We start from the raw sequence: 17,251 nt of genomic DNA, 5'->3' as shown, positions 1-17,251 counted from the left end.
CTGCGTCAGGGGTGGCGGTGGGCCAGGAAGGTGTTCAGGGTGGCCAGCCGGTGGTCACGCACGGCCCGCTCGACGTCGGCCGCGGGGGCGCCGTCGTCGAGCAGGCCGAGGATGGCTTCGTGCTCGGCCACCGACTCGTGGGCGCGGCCGGGTACGAAGCTGAACGTCGAGGTCCGCAGGCCGCTGAGCCGGTTCCAGCCGCGCTCGACCAGGTCGAGCACCTGCGGGTTGGGACAGGCGCCGAACAGCACCGCGTGGAAGTCCCGGTTGAGCGCCGTGAACCGCGCGGGCTCGAAGTGCCCGAGGCAGTCCGCGAGCTGGGCGTTCAGCTCGCGGGCCTCGTCGAGCGCGCCCGCCGGCAGCAGGGGCGCGGCCAGGGCGGCCGCGTAGCCCTCCACCAGCGCGAGGGTCTGCATCGTGTGCTGGTACTCGCGCTCGTCGACCATCGCGACCTGCGCGCCGACGTTCCGTTCGAACGTGACGAGTCCTTCGGCTTCCAGCAGCCGGATCGCTTCGCGGACGGGCACCACGCTGACGCCGAGCTCCTGCGCGAGCTGGCCGAGGACGAGGCGGTAGCCGGGGGAGAAGGTGCCGTCGCCGATGCGGGCCTTGATCCATTCGTAGGCGATGCGCGACTTGCTCAGCGCGGCGCCGGTCACCGTTGCGCGAGCCATGCGGCGTACCTTCCGCGCCAGTGCTCGTCCAGCGGGTAGAGGCCTTCGACGCGCTCGCCCGCGGCGACCTGCTCGGCGATGAACGTCTCCTGCCGCTCCTGCTCGATCGCCGCGTCGACGACCTCCTCGACCAGGTGCGGCGGGATGACGAGCACGCCGTCGCCGTCACCGGCGATGACGTCGCCGGGGCAGACGGCCGCGCCACCGCAGGCGATCGCGACGTCGACGTCCCACGGCACGTGCCGCCGCCCGAGCACCGCCGGGTGCGGCCCGGCGTGGTAGGTCGGAATGTCCAAAGCGGACACCGCGGCCAGGTCGCGGACGCCGCCGTCGGTGACGATCCCGGCCGCGCCGGTGACCTGCGCGCGCAGCGCCAGGATGTCGCCGACGGTCCCGGTGCCGCGTTCGCCGCGGGCCTCCATGACCAGGACGTCACCGGGGCCGAGGGCGTCGATCGCGCGTTTCTGCGCGTTGTAGCCGCCGCCGTGCGCGCGGAACAGGTCCTCGCGGTAGGGCAGGTAACGCAGGGTCCGCGCGCGGCCGGTCAGCCGGGCGCCGGGCCGGGTCGAGGTGAGGCCCTCGATGAAGACGTCGTGGTACCCGCGCTTGCGGAGCTGGACGGAAAGTGTTGCGGTGCCGACGGATTCGATCCGCGCCCGCAGTTCCGGCGTCAAGGTGAACTCCGGCTCGGCCGTCCCGTGGGCGTCCGCGCGCTGCTGCTCGTCGACGCGGGGGAGCGCGCCGAACGGTCCGAACGGGACGGTGCCGGCCGCGATCGGCGTGACCAGACGGCCGGTGGTGTGCCCTCCGGCGCTGACCTCGACCTCGACGACGTCACCCGGGCCGGCCACCGAGGCGCCCGCCGGGGTGCCGGTGAGCACGACGTCGCCGGGTTCGAGGGTGATGAGCTGCGAGAGGTCGGCGACCAGCCGGCCGAAGCCGAACAGCAGATCGGCGGTGGTGTCGTCCTGGACGAGGTCGCCGTTGAGCCAGGTCCGCAGCCGCAGCGCGGCCGGGTCGACGTCCGCGGCGGTCAGGAGGGCCGGGCCGAGCGGGGTGAAGCCGTCACCGCCCTTCGAGCGCAGGTTGCTGCCCTTGTCGGCGTAGCGCAGGTCGTAGACGCCGAAGTCGTTGGCCGCGGTGACGCCGCCGACGTACGCCCAGCCGTCGTCGGGGGAGACGCGGCGGGCGAGCCGGCCGATGACCAGTGCGATCTCGCCCTCGAAGCCGAGCAGCTCGGTGCCGGCCGGGCGCTCGAGGACGTCTCCGCTCGCCGCGACCGACGTAGGCGGCTTGAGGAAGTACGACGGCTGCTCGGGGACCCGGCCGCGTTGCGCGGCGCGGGAGCGGTAGTTCAGGTGCAGCGCGATGATCTTGCCGGGCCGCGCGATGCTGGTCATCCGTGGTTCCTGCCTGCCGGTTCGGGCGAAGATATCCCAAATAATATACGATCTGACGTCCGGGGAAACCCCCGTTCGGCAGCCCGCTTTTCAGTAGCCGTAGTGCAGCCAGACCGACTTGGTCTCGGTGTAGACGTCGAGGGCCCACGGGCCCATCTCGCGGCCCCAGCCGGACGCCTTGTAGCCGCCCCACGGCGCGGCCATGTCCGGGACCGGGGGCATGTTGACGAACACCGCGCCGGCCCGGATCCCGTCGGCGTAGCGCTGGGCGGTGCGGATGTCGCGGGTCCAGATGGTCGCGGCCAGGCCGTACTCGGTGTCGTTGGCGCGGCCGAGCACGTCGTCGCCGTCGTCGTAGGCGGTGACGGCCAGGACCGGTCCGAAGATCTCCTCGCGCATGACCGCCATCCCGTCGGTGACGCCGGCGAACAGCGTCGGCCGGTAGAAGTAGCCGTCGCCGTCGACCGGGCCGCCGCCGGTCACCAGGTCGGCGCCCTGTTCGCGGCCGGTGGTGACGAGGAAGTCGACGTGCTCGCGGTGCTTGTCCGACACCAGCGGCCCGAGCTGGGTGCTTTCCTCGGCGCCGGGGCCGAGCCGCAGGCCTTCGAGGCCGCGGGCGAGCTTGCCGACGAACTCCTGCTCGCGCTTGCGGTCGACGTAGAAGCGCGTGTAGGCCGCGCAGACCTGGCCGGTGTTGAGCGTCGCCCCGGCGAGGTTGCCCGCGACGGCGGCGTCGATGTCGGCGTCGGCCGCGATGATGCTCGGGGCTTTGCCACCGAGTTCGAGCGTGAGCCGTTTGAGGTTGGACGCCGCACTCGCCGCGGTGATCAGCTTCCCGACGGCCGTCGAGCCGGTGTAGGAGAGGTGGTCGACGCCGTGGTGCTCGCTGAGCATCGCGCCGACCGCGCCGTCCCCGGTGACGAGGTTGACGACGCCCGGCGGGATCCCGGCTTCGTGGGCCAGTTCGACCAGGCGGATGCTGGTCAGGGGCGTGACCTCGCTCGGCTTGATCACCACGGTGTTGCCGGTGGCGAGCGCCGGCGCGAGCTTCCAGGCGAGGATCATCAGCGGGAAGTTCCACGGCGTGATCAGCGCGTTCACCCCGACCGGCTCACGGCGGGTGTAGTGCAGCGTGTCCGGGAACGACACCGGGTTCGTGGTGCCCTGCAGCTTCGTCACCCAGCCCGCGAAGTACCGGAAGTGCTCGGCCGCGCCGGTGGCGCTCACCTGCCGGGACACCCCGATCGGCTGACCCTGGTCGCGGGTCTCCAGCTGGGCCAGCTCCTCGTGGTGCGCGTCGATCAGGTCGGCGAGCCGGAACAGCAGCGCGGCTCGCTGCACCGGGAGCAGCCCGGCCCACGCCGGCGCGGTCAGCGCGCGCCGGGCGGCCGCGACGGCGGCGTCGACGTCGGCCCGCGACGCGGTGCCGACCTCCTCGAGCACGCGGCCGGTGGCCGGGTCGAGCGTGGGAAGGGCACCGCCGCCGGCCTCGGTCCACTGGCCGTCGATGCACAGGCGTGTCGCCATCCCGGGTTCCTCCTTCGTGGGGTGGACCGAGTATCGGGCGCGAGGCGGCCGCGGGTCTTGTCCGCTCACGCATGCCGGTTGACTGACGGCGAAGGGATCCGCCCCGGCGGCCGGGACGCGCGTCAGGCTGGGCCCATGGACGTGATCGTGGTGGGCGCGGGTTCGGCCGGGTGCGTGGTGGCCCGGCGGCTGGTCGACGCGGGTGCGGCGGTGACGCTGCTGGAGGCGGGCGGTCCGGACGTCAACCCCGCCGTCCACGACCCGGCGCGGGCCGGGGAGCTGTGGCACGGCCCGGAGGACTGGGACCACCACACGGTTCCGCAGCCGCACGCGGCGAACCGGCGGCTGCACCTGCCGCGGGGCAAGGTGCTCGGCGGTTCGCACGCGCTCAACGCGATGATCTGGGTCCGCGGCGCGCCCGCCGACTACGACGGCTGGGGTGTGCCGGGCTGGACCTGGGACGACGTCCGCCCGGTGTTCGAGCGCGTCGAGAAGGACCTCCTCACGATCGTGCCGAACGAGCCGCTGCACCCGATCCAGCAGTCCATTGTGGACGCCGCCGTCTCGATCGGCTTGCCGTTCAACCCGGACTACAACGGTGCCACGCAGGACGGCGTCTCGGTCGAGCGGATCACGGCTCGCGAAGGCCGCCGTGTCACCACGTGGCGCGCCTACGCTTCGCCGGTGGCTTCCCGGATGACTGTCCACACGGGAGCGCTGGTCCACCGGGTCGTGTTCAAGGGCTCGCGTGCCACCGGAGTGGTGGCCTCGATCGGTGGTGCGGTGCGGGAGCTGTCCGCCGATCTGGTCGTGCTGGCGGCGGGCGCGCTGGCGTCGCCGGCCATCCTGCTGCGCAGCGGCGTCGGCCCGGCGGACGAACTGAACGTTGACGTCGTCGCCGATCTGCCCGTCGGGCGCAACCTGCACGATCACCTGCTCGCACCGGTGATCTTCGCGACGGATCGTCCTGTCGAGCCGCCAGTGGCGGGCCGGTCAGTCACGCAGGTCCACTGGTTCTGGCGCAGCCGTCCGGGGCTCGCGGTGCCCGACACGCAGCCGATCTGCTTCAGCGTGCCGATGTACGAGCCGTGGATGACCGGGCCGCCGACCGGGTTCTCGCTGATGGCGGGCATGGTGACGCCGGAGAGCCGCGGCAGCGTCCGGCTGTCACCGGACGGCGGGTTGCTGATCGACCTGGGCGTGCTGTCCGCGCCGGCGGACTTCGAGAGCCTGGTGGCGTCGGTGGAGCAGTGTCTCGCGGTCGGCCGAGCCCCGGCCCTGGCCGCCGGGTGGGGCGCGCGGCAGCTGTACCCGGCACCGGACGACGACGTGCGCGAATACGTCCGCCGCACGGCGATCACCTACCACCACCAGGTCGGCACGTGCGGACTGGGGACCGTGGTGAGCCCGGACCTCAAGGTGCACGGGCTGGAGGGGCTGCGGGTCGCGGACGCGTCGGTGCTGCCCCGGGTGCCGACGGGCAACACCAACGCGCCCGCGGTGCTGGTGGGGGAGCAGGCGGCGCGGTTCATCCTCGGCCTGTAGCGCCCAGCAGGCGCCGCAGCCACGACGACCGGGCCGCGAGGGCCGCGCGGGTCACCTCCGCGTCCGGGGCGAAGCGGTCGAAGCCGTGGTGGGCGCCCGCCCAGACGTGCAGTTCCGTCGGGACCCCGGCCCGGGCCAGCCGCTGGGCGTACGCGACGTCCTCGTCGCGGAAGATCTCCGCCCCGCCCACCTCGACGAACGCCGGGGGCAGGCCGCCCAGGTCCGTCATCCGGGCCGGCGCCGCGTAGGGCGACGTCTGCCCGGCCAGCAGGCTTCGCCAGCCGAAGTCGTTGGCCTCGCGGGTCCACACCGCGTCCGGGACGTCCACCGCCGTGCGGTCGTCGAGCATCGGGCACAGCAGTAGCTGGCCCGCCAGTGCCGGGCCGCCGCGGTCGCGGGCCAGCAACGCGCACCCGGCGGCGAGCCCGCCGCCCGCGCTGCCACCTGCCACGACCAGGCGGTCGAGGCCCACCTCCGCGGCGAACCACACGAGGCCCGCGTAGCAGTCTTCGAGGGGCGCGGGGTGCGGGTGTTCCGGCGCCAGCCGGTACTCGACGGTCGCGGCCACGAACCCGAACTCCTCGATCAGCGCGACCAGCCGGGGCAGGTCGGCGAACCGGTCGTCCATGACCATGCCACCGCCGTGGATGCTGAACAGCGCGGCCGTCGGTTCGCGCGGCCGCAGCACGGTGACGACGACGCCGGTGCCGGGCACGACGTGGTCCGACCAGGTGATGTCCCGGTCGCCGACCGCCTCCGCGCAGGTCGGGTTGCGCATCGCCTCCCGGATCGCGGGCAGCGTCGACGCGGACAGCGGCAGCTGCGGGCCGGTCACGGCCCCTCCGGGTCGACGGCGTCGCGGTCGGCCCAGAACGGCTCCACGAGCGCCCGCAGCTCGGTGGCACCCACCCGCTCCAGGAGGCCGACCGCGGCCAGGTTGTCCTCCAGCTGCCGGACGCTGGTGGCGCCGAACAACGTCGTCGTGGTGGCCGGGTGGGTGAGGGTGAAGGCGAGGCACAGCTGGGCGGCCGTCGCACCGAGGCTCCCGGCGACCTTCCGGATCCCCTCGGCGGAGTCGGCGATGCGCTGCCGGACGTCACCCGGGTCGCGGCCGACCTGGCGGCCGCCCTTGCCGAGCAGCACGCCACCCTCGAAGACGTCCGACGCCTGGAGCGTGACGCCGAGGTCGTCGAACACCGCGGCGAACGGCGCACCGTCCGGAATGGACCGTCGCGCGACGCTGTACTTCAGCTGGGCGATGGCCGGCCCGGGCACGCCGTCGGCGAGCGCGAAGTCGTGCACCGCGCGGATCGTCGAGGCCGACCAGTTGTTCACGCCCCACTGCCGGATCAGCCCGGCCTCGTGCAGCTCGGCCAGATCGCGGACGAGCGCGTGCAGGTCGGTGTCGTCGCGGCGCAGGTCCCCGAGGATCACGAGATCGGCGTGCTCGACGCCGGCGCGGAAGAACGCGTTCTCCAGCTGCTCCCGCAGGCTGTGCCCGGGATAACCCTCGAGCCACAGTTTCGAGGACAGCAGGTAGTCGTCGCGGCGCAGGCCCGCGGCGCGGACCATCGCGGAGAACAGCACGTCGGTGAACACCGGGTCGCTGCCGGGAAAGCCGTAGACGCCGACGTCGAACAGGGTGATCCCGGCGTCGACGGCGGTGCGCAGCAGCGTCACCGCCTCGCGGAAGTCCATCCGGTCGTAGGTGTGCCACGAGCCGAGCGACAGGACGCCGGTGTGCGGGCCGTCGCGGCCGATGCGGCGCTGGGGAATGCTCACGAAAACCCTCCTAGGGCAGTCGGGGGTCGATGACGGCTTTGAGCTCGCCGAGCCGGGACATCGACTCGACGGCGTCGGACGCGCCGGACAGCCCGACGGGCGGGCTGAACAGCTCGTCCCACGGCATCCGCCCGGCGAAGGCGCGGAAGAACCCGACCGAGCGGTGGTAGTCGGCGATGTCGCCGTTGAGCGAGCCCACGATGGTCAGTTCCTTGCCCATCACCGTGCCCAGCGGCACGGGGGCGGGCGCCGGACCGGTCGACCCGACGATCGCGACCGTGCCGCGTTGCGCGGCGAAGGCGACCGCCTCCTCGCCGATCGTCGGGCCGCCGGCGAAGTCGAAAACGTGGTCCGCGCCGCGGCCACCGGTCAGTTCCTTGACCCGCTCGATGCGTTCTTCGGCCGAGGTGTCGACGGGGATCGTCGCCGTGGCGCCGAAGCGCACCGCCGTCTCCAGGCGGCTCGCCGGGCCGCCGACGGTGAGCACCGTACCCGCGCCGCAGAGCCGCGCGACCGCCGTGGCGAACACGCCGAGCGCGCCGGCGCCCTGGACGACGACTGTCGCGTTCGGACGGATCCCGCCGGAGCGGGCGACGGCCCGCAGCACGGTCTTGCCCGCGCAGCCCGACATCGACGCCCAGGTGTCCGCGACGTCGTCGGGCAGCAGGAGTTTCGCCGCGCCGGGCGTGACGTAACAGTGCCGCGCGAGCCCGCCGGTCGCGTAGGGGAACCGGTCGGACCGCTGGAGGAAACCGTAACCACGCGACTCGCAGGCGACGGGCTCGCGCAGGATCGTGCAGCCGAAGCACTTCCCGCAGACCGACTCCGACCAGCCGATCCGGTCGCCCGGCTTGATCTCCCGGCCGAGAGTGTCGGTGGTGCCGGCTCCGGCGGCGACGACCTCGCCGACCATCTCGTGCCCGAGCACCATCGGGAGAATGCCGGGGAAGCTCATCTGCCCGGCCCACAGGTGGACGTCGGTGCCGCACAACGTGGTGCAGGTGAGCCGGACCAGCGCGGCGCCGGGTTCCGGTTCCGGCAGGGGGAGTTCGCGCAGTTCGAGGGGCGCGTGGTGGCCGGTGAGGACCGCGGCCTCGGTGCGGGTGGGCAGTGCCATCTTTTTAGTCTACAGTCGTGGAAGAAAAAGTCCAGATCCGGGAGGAAACCATGACGAGCCAACGGATCCACCCGGCCGACCTGATCGTGCGCGGGGGGACCGTCCACACCTTCGACCGGCTGGGCACGGTGGCGGACGGCCTCGCTGTCCACGGCGGCCGGATCGTCGCGGCCGGTGCCGACCTGACCGCCTGCATCGGACCGGACACCGAGGTCGTCGACCTCGCCGGGCGCACGGTGCTGCCCGGGATCAACGACGCCCACCTGCACGCGACCTGGCTGGGCGCCCGCTGGCCGCACCCGCTGCTCGGCCCGCCGCACGACGAGGCGCCGGTGACGACCTCGGCGGAGCGGCGAGCGGCGATCCTGCGCGCGGGCGACCTCTGCGCGTCGCTGGGCATCACCAGCTACACCGAACCCGGTCTCGGCCCCGGCGAAACCGGCTGCTTCTCGGCGGCGGTCCTCGACGAATACGCCACTCTGCACCGGGAAGGGCTGCTGCGGGCGCGGGTCACCGTCCTGCGTCTGTTCGGGCTCCTGGACGGCGCCAGTTCGCTGCCGGACTTCAAGCGCGGTCTCGAAACGCCCGTGCCGCAAGCGGATCCGGAGTGGCTGGCCGTCACCGGCGTCAAGATCTTCGCCGACGGCATCCCGCCGATGGGCACGGCCTGGACACACCACTGCTACGCCGACGGCGGTCACGGCGCCCTGCTCGTCGACGGCCCGGACGACGACGCCCGCGCGGGCAACCTGGGCGCGATGATCAGTGCGGCGCACGATGCCGGCCTGGTCGTCGGCGTCCACGCGACGGGGGAGCGCAGCATCGAGGCCGCGCTCGCGCACCTGCGCCGCGGTGACCACCTCGTGCACGGCGACCTCGTCACGCCGGCGCAGCTGCGCCGGATGGCGGCCCGCGGTGTCGGCCTGACCACCCAGCCCGCCATCGCGACGGCCATGCGCCCGATGGTCGCGGCCGCGCTGGGGGTCGACGTCGCCGCGAACGCGTGGCCACTGCGGGAGATCCTGGCGTCCGGCGTCCCGCTGACCTTGAGCAGCGACGCGCCGGTCGTCACCCCGGACTGGCGGGTGCACCTCGCCGCGGCCGGCGAGCTGCTGGGGGCACGTGGGGTGACGCCGGACCTGACGGCACGGTTGCTGCGCTGTTACACCACCGAAGCCGCGGTGCAGGACGGGTCCGCGAGCTGGAAGGGGACCCTTGCGCCCGGGATGGCCGCGGACTTCTGCGTCCTGGCGGCGGACCCCCATGGCGTCGCCCTGGCCGACCTGCCGTCGGTCGCGGTCGAGCTGACCGTGACCGACGGCCGGATCGTCCACAAGGGATAGTCAGGTGAGCAGCTGGCCGCCGTCGACCGCCAGGCTCACGCCGGTGATGTGCCCGGCGGCGGGCGAGGCCAGGAACACCACCGCCGGCACGACGTCCTCGACGGAGGCGATGCGGCCCAACGGGATCCGCGACTCCCAGGCCGCGCGGGCCGCGGTGTCGGCGGCGAACCCGGCGGTCATCGGCGTGAGCACCGGGCCGGGCGCGACGGCGTTGACCCGGATCCCGTGCGGTGCCAGTTCGAGGGCCGCGGACCGGGTCAGCGCGTCGACGGCCGCCTTGGTGGCCTCGTAGTGACCCAGCCCGGGGGTCGGCTGGCGGGCGCCGATCGACGAGACGTTCACGATCGCGCCCCGCGTGCCCGCTTCGGTCATGTGCGCGCCGACCGCACGTGTCATCAGGAACGTGCCGCGGAAGTTGACGCGCACGCAACGGTCGAACACCTCGACGTCGAGCGCGGTCAGCGGGCCGCCGCCACCCGCCAGCCCGGCGTTGTTGACCAGCACGTCGATCGGCCCGAACTGCCGCGTCACCAGCGAAACCGCCGCGTCGACGGACGTCGGGTCGGAGATGTCGAGCTCGACGTGGTCCCGGCCGGTGTCGTGGGCCGCGCGGGCGTCGACGTCGGCGACGATCACGCGGTCGCCCGCGGCGAGGAAACCTTCGGTGACGCCCCGGCCGATCCCGCTCGCGCCGCCGGTCACCACCACGATTCGCTGTTTCATTCTACAATCGTAGACTAAAGATAGGTTGCCGGAGAAGGGAAACAGCATGCTCGGCAGATCGGCCTTCGGGCTCGGCTCGTGGAACACCTGGGACCGGATGGACTTCGGCGACGCCGTCGCGCTGCTGCGGACGGCCGTCGACGCCGGCGTGACGTTGTTCGACGTCGCGCACTACGACATGGGCCCGCACGCCGAGGGTTCGGACACCGACGTGATCTTCGGGAAAGCCGTGCGGGAAGCGGGGATCGCCCGCGAGGACTACGTGCTGTGCGGGAAGCTCTGGCTGTGGGACCACCCGCGGACGGGGTTCGCGCGGCAGCTGGAGACGTCGCTCGGCCGGATCGGCACGGACCACGCGGACCTGGTCGTCGTGGGCGACTACCTCGACCGCCCGGACGTCCCGCGGCTCGTCACCGAGGTCGCCGAGCAGGTGCGGGCCGGGCGGATCGGCGGCTGGGGCGTCAACAACTGGTGGGCCGACGACCTCGACGCGGCCCTGGCCTTCGCGGACCGCGAAGGCCTGCCGGCGCCGGAATTCGCCCAGCTGAAGTACTCGATCGCCCGCCGGTCCATGGCCGAAGGCCCGCACTACGGCAAGCACTGGGGCCGGCTCGCGCTGCAGGCGTCGGACGTCTTCGAAGGCGGCGTCCTGCTGGGCAACCACGCGCCCACCCGGAAGATCGGCGCGGACGTCGGCGGCATCCGGGCGTCCATTGTGGACGCGTCCGCCGAGCTGGCCACGATCGCCGCGGAGTTCGGCGCGACCCGGGCGCAGCTGGCCCTCGCGTTCTGCCTCGCGTACGAGCCGGTGGCGAACGTCCTGTTCGGCGCGAGCCGCGCGGAGCAGCTGACGGACAACCTGGGCGCGCTCGACCTGGCCCGCACCCACGGCACCGAGATCCGCGCGGCGGTCAGCCACCTCCAAGCCGACCGAGGAGTGAGCCCCGACGGATCCTGGTGAGGCCCGTCGTGAGTGGTAATGAGGGTTCTAACCCGCATTACCACTCACGACCGGGTCAGGGCGTGTCGAGGAAGGTGAGCACCGCGGTCTTGAAGGCGGCGCCGCGCAGGGCGCCGCCGTGGTCGCCGGGCACCAGGAGCAGGTCGCTGCCCGGCACCAGGGGGACCAGGGTCTCGATGCCCTGGCTGATCGGGTCGTCCCGGCCCGCGACGAACCGCGTCGGCACGCCGATCGTGCCCACCTGGGGCGCGAACGGCTCCCGGCGCAGGCCCTCGACGCACCGGAGCAGGGCCGCGGGGTCGCGGCCCGGCGCGGTGATCATCCGGGCGATCGCCGCGGTCAGCGGGTCGGCCGGCAGCCGCCCGCCGTCGGCGAAGGCTCGCGCGGCCTCGACGTCGACCGAGCCGAACGGCTCGTGCGGGCTGATCCCGGCCAGCACCAGCCGCCGGACGGGCAGCAGCGCGGGCAGCTCCCAGGCCAGCCGCGCCCCCAGCGAGTAGCCGACGACGTCCACTTCGGACACGTCGCCGACCGCGAGGACGAGCTCCTCGGTGACGGCCTTCGGGGTGGCGTCGGCGAGCGCCGGACTCGAGCCGTGACCCGGCAGGTCCGGCACGAGGACCGGGCGGCCCGCGGCTGTGAGGGCCGCGGGCCAGCCGGTGCCGATCCAGTCGGTCGGGCCGTCGGAGGCGAACCCGTGCAGGAGCAGCACCGGCGGGCCGGCGGGCGCGCCGTCGGGGGCGAACCGGCGCACGGCCAGGGAAGTCGGGACGGTCAAGGAGATCCTCTCTCACGAACGGGCGGGACGGCGGACGCGCAGGCGCTGCAGCTCGCCGAGGGTGCGGGCGCGGGGGTCGACGGCGATCCGCAGCGCGGAGCCGATCAGGTTGAGCAGGAGCACGCAGAGCACGATCGTCACGCCCGGCACGAGCATCAGCCACGGCGCGACGACCAGGTACGAGCGGCCTTCGGCGATCATGTTCCCCCAGGTCGGCGTGGGCGGGGCGATGCCGAGGCCGAGGAAGCTCAGCGCGCCGTCGACCAGCATCGCGGCCGCGGCCAGGATGACGACCTGGACGAGCGCGAGCGGCAGCACGTTGGGGAACACGTGCACCAGCAGGATCTTGCCGCGGCTCATCCCGGACACCCGCGCGGCGCCGATGTACTGGCGCCCGGCGACGCCGAGCACGCGGCTGCGGATGACCCGGGCGGTGAACGGCGTGAAGATCACCGTCAGCGCGATCAGCTCGGTCCAGATGCTGGCGCCGAGCGCGATGGCCAGCGCCATGGCGAGGATGATCGCCGGGAAGGACATCCACGCGTCCATCAGCCGCATCAGCACCGCGCCCGCGGTCCGGTAGAAGCCGCTGACCAGGCCGATGACCATGCCGGAGAACGCCGCGCACAGCGTGATCAGCGCCGACAGCCCGAGTGACGCCCGCCCGCCGGACACCAGCCGCGCGAGGACGTCGCGGCCGTAGGAGTCCGTGCCGAGCAGATGCCCCGGCGACGGCGGCAGCAGCCGGTGCACCGGGTCGGTGGCGCTGACGCTCGGCAGGAAGACCGGCAGCACCACCACCGCGAGGACGATGAGCCCGAGCAGCGCCGAGCAGACGACCAGCGTCCGGTTGCGGCGGAACACCCGGGCCGCGCGCCGCGGCGGGGGAGCGGCCACCGCGGGCGCCTGGTCGGCGAGGGCGAGGCTCATGCGACACGCACCTTCGGGTCGAGCAGCGCGTACGACAGGTCCACCAGCAGGTTGACCACGACGAACAGCACCGCGACGAACAACGTCACGCCCTGGATCAGCGGGAAGTCGCGGGTGGACACCGCGCCCATGAGCAGGTGGCCGAGCCCGGGCACGACGAAGATCGACTCGATGATCACGATCCCGCCGACCAGCATGGCGAAGTTGCTGCCCAGCTGGGTGATCAGCGGCATCAGCGCGTTCGGCAGCACGTGCTTCAGCAGCACCCGGCGTTCGGGCAGGCCCTTGACGCGCGCCGTGCGCAGGTAGGCCAGCGGCAGCTCACCCAGGACGCTCTCGCGCAGGGTGAGCACGAACAACGCCGTCTGGCCGATGACGAGCACCGCCAGCGGCAGCACGAGCGCCGGCACCGCGCCGGCCGGGTCGGTCAGCAGGTCGTGGTAGCCGCTGGAGGGGAACCAGCGCAGCGTCACCGAGAACACCAGCACCAGGACCAGCGAGATCCAGAAGTCCGGCAGCGCCATGCCGAGCGACGAGAGCCGGTCGAGCGCGCGGGCCACCGGGTTGCGCGGCGACACCGCCTGCCACGCCGTGATCGCCACGGACAGGACGAAGCTGATGATCGTCGACAGCACGGCGAGCGTCAGCGTCGGCACGATGTGGCCGGCGACCACGCCCAGCACCGGCTGGTGGTAGGTGATCGACGTCCCGAAGTCGCCGCGCAGCACGTGCCCGGCCCAGGTCAGGTACTGCTGCCAGAGCGAGCCGTCGAGGCCCATGCTCGCGCGCAGGGCGGCGACGTCGGCCGGCCGCGCGGTCGGGCCCAGGATGGCCTGGGCCGGGTCGCCGGGGATGAGCCGGATGACGAAGAACATCATCGTGCCGACGATGACCAGGATGATCGCCAGGTCGCGCAGCCGGCGCAGCAGGACTCCGGTCATGCCGCCGCCAGCCAGGAGTTCCAGAAGATCCGGTAGAAGTCGCCGTAGCCCTTCAGCCGCGGCGTGTAGGCCGCGTACAGCTTGGACTGGCTCAGCGTGATCACCGACAGCTGCTTCCACGTGTACGCCTGCAGCTTGTCGATCACGGCCTTGGCCTGCTCCGGCGTCGTGGCCGCGTTGAACTCGGCCAGCAACCCGTCCATCTCCGGCGACGACGACCCGTTGAGCGTGCCCAGGGTGAGCGCCGGCATCTGCGCGGGCGAGGACAGCGACGAGTCGAAGAACAACGTCGTGATGTCCCAGCCGCCCGGGTCCTTGGTCAGCGTGCCGAGCATGGTGGCGAAGTCGTAGGTGTCGATCTTGGCGGTGAGCCCGATCTTCGACAGCTCGTCCTGGATGAGCACGGCCCACTTGCCGAACTCGGGGTAGGAGTTCGTGGTGACGATGTGGACGGTCGACCCGGCGGGGACGCCGGCTTCGGCGAGCAGTTGCCGCGCCTTCTCCGGGTCGTGCTGCCGGTAGACGTCGTCGCCGGCGGCCGAGTAGGACGCCTTGTTGTCCGGCGAGGCGAACGCGCCGGTCTCGATCGTCAGGTCCTTGCTGCCGCCGGTCGCCGCGTTGATCGCGGGCTTGTCGAGCAGCAGGTTCAGCGCCTGGCGCGCTCGCGGGTCGGCGAACTTCGAACCCGGGTTGAAGTTGGGGATGATGACGTTCTCGTTGCCGCCCGGCAGGTTGTGCACGACGAGGTTCGGGTTGGCCTTGAGCGTCTCGTACTGGTCGTTGGCCGGCATCGCGTGGTCCCACTGGCCGGTCTGCAGGCCGCTGATCAGCGCGTCCTGGTCGCCGACGATCTTGTAGGTGATCGTGTCGAGGTAGGCGTGCTTCGCACCGGCCTGGCCGCCCCAGTTCTCCTCGGTGCGCGACTTGTAGCCGTCGTAGCGTTCCAGGACCAGCTGCTGGCCGATGTCCCAGCTCTTCAGCTTGTACGGCCCGGTGCCGATCGCCTTGTCCTGCTCGAACCCGGTCGCGGGCAGCCCGGTGAGGTTCTTCGCCTCGTAGATCTCGGTGCCCGCGCCGGCCAGCTCGTCGACGAGCGGGTAGCGCGGCCGCTTGAGGTGGATGCTCACGGTCGCCGCGTCCGGCGCGGTGATCGTGTCGATGTCCGGGGTGACGAGCTGGCCGGTCCGGTGGCTCTTCTGCCAGCGCTGCAGGCTCACGACGACGTCGTTGCCCGTGAGCGGGTTGCCGTCCTGGAAGGTGACGCCCTGGCGCAGCTTGAACGTGTAGGTGAGCCGGTCCGGGCTGGTCGTGAACGTGTCGACCAGCATCGGCCGCGCGACGAAGCCCTGGTCGACCTCGAAGAGCTTCTCGTACATCATGTTGCCGATCTGGGCGGTCACCTGGCCGGGGTTGGCCACCATGTCCAGGGACTGCGGGTCGGTCGGGACGGCGACGGTCAGGTTGCCGCCGCGGACCGGTGGGCCGTCCGCCGCGGCACCACCGGTGGCGGTGGCGCCCATGCAGCCGGCGAGGAGCGCGCCCGCGGCGGCGAGGGCGGCGAGCAAAGGAGTTCGTTTCATGGGCGCGTCGATCCTGTGTGGGGGAGGGCGGGCAGGTCGGGGTTCGCGGCGAGGAGCCGCCGCGTGTAGTCGTGGCGCGGGGTGAGGCGGACGGCGTCGGGGTCGCCGACCTCGATGAGCTCGCCCCGGTACATCACGCCGACGCGGTCGGCGACCGACAGCACGAGGCTGAGGTTGTGGGTGATGAACAGCAGGCTGAGCGTGCGGGTGCGGCGCAGGTCGAGCAGCAGGTTCAGCACCTGGCCCTGCACCGAGACGTCGAGGGCCGACGTCGGCTCGTCGGCGACGATCAGCTCCGGTTCGGCGGCGATCGCGCGGGCGATCGACACCCGCTGCCGCTGCCCGCCGGACAGCTGCGACGGGAGCTTGCCCGCGGTGTCGCGGGGGAGGCCGACCTCGTCGATCAGGTCGGCGACGCGGCGGTCCAGCTCGGCGCCCCGCAGCCCGGTCAGCTCCTTGAGCGGCTCGGCGATGATCCGCGCGGCGGTGTGGCGCGGGTCGAGGGAGCTCTGCGGGTCCTGGAAGATCAGCTGGACGCGGCGGCGGAATGCGCGCTCACCGCCGTCGAGCCCGGACGCGGTGACGGTGTGCGGGCCGAAGGTGATCGTGCCCGACTCCGGCGGCTCCAAGGCCGTCACCAAGCGGCCGAGGGTGGTCTTGCCGGAGCCGGACTCGCCGACCAGCCCGAAGAACTCGCCCGGCGGGATGTCGAGGGAGACGTCCCGGACCGCGTGCACCTCGCTGCCCGCGCGGCCGAACCGTCCTTTTCGGCCGTACACTTTGGACACTCCGGCGATGCTGAGCGTGGCGCCTTCGTGGTCCTTCCGCGGTGGCGGCTTCAGCGTCCGGGTTTCGACGGCTTCGGTCGCTTCGCCCGCCATGGCGGCGGCGAGCCGGGTGGCGGAGATGGTCGGGAAGCCGTCGCGCCGGCTGACGCCCAGCTGCGGCACGCAGCTCAGCAGGGCCCGGGTGTAGGGGTGCCGCGGGCGTGTCAGGACGTCGTCGCGCGAGCCCGTTTCGACCAGGCGGCCGCGGTACATCACCGCGATCCGGTCGGCCACCTGAGCCGCGACGCCCATGTCGTGGGTGATGAACACGCACGCCGTCCCGTGGTCGCGGCGGACCCGGTCGAACAACGTCAGGATCTCCGCCTGCGTGGTGACGTCGAGCGCGGTGGTCGGCTCGTCGGCGATGAGCAGGTCCGGATCGGCCATCAGGGCCAGCGCGATCATCACCCGCTGCTGCATGCCGCCGGACATCTGGTGCGGGTAGAGCCGCAGGATCCGGTCGGTGTCGCCGAGGCCCACCTCGGTGAGCAGCTGCCGGGCCTTGGCCTCGGCCTTGCGGTGCAGCGGGCTGCCGCGCCGGGCCGCCTGGCCCGGCAGGGAACCGGGCTCGCGGTAGGCCTCGACCAGCTGCCCGCCCACCCGGCGGCCCGGGTTCAGCGAGTCCAGGGCTTCCTGGAAGATCATGCCGATCCGCGGGCCGCGGTAGGCACGCATGGCGTCGGCCGGCAGCTTCGTCACGTCCACGCCGTCGATCGCGATCTCGCCGCGCGTGCGGACCGGGGCGACGAACTCGAGCAGGCGGATGATCGACAGCGCGGTGACCGTCTTGCCGCTGCCGCTCTCGCCGACCACGCACAGTGTCCGTCCCTGATCGAGATCGAAGGACAGCTCCCGCACGAGTTCGCGATCGGCGTTTTCGGCGTCTTCGGTGACGACGCCGACGGTGAGGTCCCGGATTTCGAGCAGCGTCATGGGTTCCCCTTCCTCGCGCCCGCCGCGACGGGCGGGCCGGACTGCCGGTACCGGCAGGGGTAGTTCTACGCATGTTGACACTCCCGTCATGCGCTGTCAATGGTTTTATTCTACGAACGTAGGAAGTTGAAACACGACGGATTTCCCTTGCTGCGCGTGGAAAATCGGCGCTGGACTCTTTTATCTACGG

The 17,251-nt window shown here is 72.5% G+C and carries 15 protein-coding genes; 3 read left to right on the top strand and 12 right to left on the bottom strand.

The annotated features are described in order from the left end of the window. Positions 1-5 precede the first annotated feature (5 nt). The 3 genes from OG570_RS37040 to OG570_RS37030 all read right to left on the bottom strand — a co-directional run bounded on the left by OG570_RS37040 (position 6) and on the right by OG570_RS37030 (position 3,601). Entirely contained in the window at positions 6-674 is a 669-nt protein-coding gene (locus OG570_RS37040; protein ID WP_326953502.1) for a GntR family transcriptional regulator, read from the bottom strand. Next, entirely contained in the window at positions 656-2,074 is a 1,419-nt protein-coding gene (locus OG570_RS37035; protein WP_326953501.1) for a fumarylacetoacetate hydrolase family protein, read from the bottom strand. The genes OG570_RS37040 and OG570_RS37035 overlap by 19 nt, the downstream gene beginning before the upstream one ends. Positions 2,075-2,164: 90 nt before the next feature. Beyond that, complete coding sequence (locus OG570_RS37030) at positions 2,165-3,601, bottom strand: aldehyde dehydrogenase family protein (RefSeq protein WP_326953500.1); 1,437 nt, start codon at positions 3,599-3,601, stop codon at positions 2,165-2,167. A 135-nt stretch (positions 3,602-3,736) separates the two neighbouring features. Here OG570_RS37030 and OG570_RS37025 point away from each other — a divergent pair, with 135 nt between their 5' ends. Next, positions 3,737-5,146, top strand: coding sequence for a GMC family oxidoreductase (locus OG570_RS37025; RefSeq protein ID WP_326953499.1), 1,410 nt, complete (start codon positions 3,737-3,739; stop codon positions 5,144-5,146). Here the strand turns inward: OG570_RS37025 and OG570_RS37020 are convergent. The 3 genes from OG570_RS37020 to OG570_RS37010 are packed head-to-tail and all read right to left on the bottom strand — an operon-like array spanning position 5,130 to position 8,039. Next, on the bottom strand, positions 5,130-5,981 hold the full coding sequence (locus tag OG570_RS37020; protein WP_442788216.1) for an alpha/beta hydrolase: 852 nt from the start codon (positions 5,979-5,981) through the stop codon (positions 5,130-5,132). The genes OG570_RS37025 and OG570_RS37020 overlap by 17 nt on opposite strands. Further along, positions 5,978-6,928 (bottom strand): aldo/keto reductase, encoded by a 951-nt coding sequence (locus OG570_RS37015; RefSeq protein ID WP_326953498.1) that lies wholly within the window; start codon positions 6,926-6,928, stop codon positions 5,978-5,980. Before OG570_RS37015 ends, OG570_RS37020 begins: the two co-directional genes overlap by 4 nt. A gap of 10 nt (positions 6,929-6,938) precedes the next feature. After that, entirely contained in the window at positions 6,939-8,039 is a 1,101-nt protein-coding gene (locus tag OG570_RS37010) for a zinc-binding dehydrogenase (RefSeq protein WP_326960268.1), read from the bottom strand. Between the two features lie 56 nt (positions 8,040-8,095). Between OG570_RS37010 and OG570_RS37005 the strand changes: the two genes are divergently transcribed. Further along, positions 8,096-9,388 carry an amidohydrolase gene (locus OG570_RS37005; protein WP_326953497.1) on the top strand — a complete coding sequence of 431 codons (1,293 nt, stop codon included), beginning with the start codon at positions 8,096-8,098 and terminating at the stop codon, positions 9,386-9,388. On the opposite strand, the gene OG570_RS37000 is transcribed toward OG570_RS37005, so the two are convergent. Next, a complete protein-coding gene (locus OG570_RS37000) occupies positions 9,389-10,111 on the bottom strand; it encodes an SDR family NAD(P)-dependent oxidoreductase (protein WP_326953496.1) in 723 nt (240 codons plus the stop codon). Between the two features lie 46 nt (positions 10,112-10,157). Between OG570_RS37000 and OG570_RS36995 the strand changes: the two genes are divergently transcribed. Beyond that, positions 10,158-11,072 (top strand): aldo/keto reductase, encoded by a 915-nt coding sequence (locus tag OG570_RS36995; RefSeq protein WP_326953495.1) that lies wholly within the window; start codon positions 10,158-10,160, stop codon positions 11,070-11,072. A gap of 55 nt (positions 11,073-11,127) precedes the next feature. On the opposite strand, the gene OG570_RS36990 is transcribed toward OG570_RS36995, so the two are convergent. Genes OG570_RS36990 through OG570_RS36970 form a run of 5 tightly spaced genes read right to left on the bottom strand, consistent with a single transcriptional unit; the run spans position 11,128 to position 17,061 of the window. Continuing rightward, positions 11,128-11,850, bottom strand: a complete 723-nt coding sequence (locus OG570_RS36990; protein ID WP_442788215.1) for an alpha/beta fold hydrolase — start codon at positions 11,848-11,850, stop codon at positions 11,128-11,130. Between the two features lie 12 nt (positions 11,851-11,862). Next, complete coding sequence (locus OG570_RS36985) at positions 11,863-12,780, bottom strand: ABC transporter permease (protein ID WP_326953494.1); 918 nt, start codon at positions 12,778-12,780, stop codon at positions 11,863-11,865. Continuing rightward, positions 12,777-13,721, bottom strand: coding sequence for an ABC transporter permease (locus tag OG570_RS36980; protein ID WP_326953493.1), 945 nt, complete (start codon positions 13,719-13,721; stop codon positions 12,777-12,779). The genes OG570_RS36985 and OG570_RS36980 overlap by 4 nt, the downstream gene beginning before the upstream one ends. Continuing rightward, positions 13,718-15,301 carry an ABC transporter substrate-binding protein gene (locus OG570_RS36975; RefSeq protein ID WP_326953492.1) on the bottom strand — a complete coding sequence of 528 codons (1,584 nt, stop codon included), beginning with the start codon at positions 15,299-15,301 and terminating at the stop codon, positions 13,718-13,720. The genes OG570_RS36980 and OG570_RS36975 overlap by 4 nt, the downstream gene beginning before the upstream one ends. Beyond that, a complete protein-coding gene (locus OG570_RS36970) occupies positions 15,298-17,061 on the bottom strand; it encodes an ABC transporter ATP-binding protein (RefSeq protein WP_326953491.1) in 1,764 nt (587 codons plus the stop codon). The genes OG570_RS36975 and OG570_RS36970 overlap by 4 nt, the downstream gene beginning before the upstream one ends. Between the last annotated feature and the right edge of the window lie 190 nt (positions 17,062-17,251).

Origin of the sequence: Amycolatopsis sp. NBC_01286 (assembly GCF_035982555.1) — a bacterium.
GTDB lineage: Bacteria > Actinomycetota > Actinomycetes > Mycobacteriales > Pseudonocardiaceae > Amycolatopsis.
Note: the sequence above shows the minus strand (reverse complement) of the source record. Positions and strands in the feature narration are given on the sequence as shown.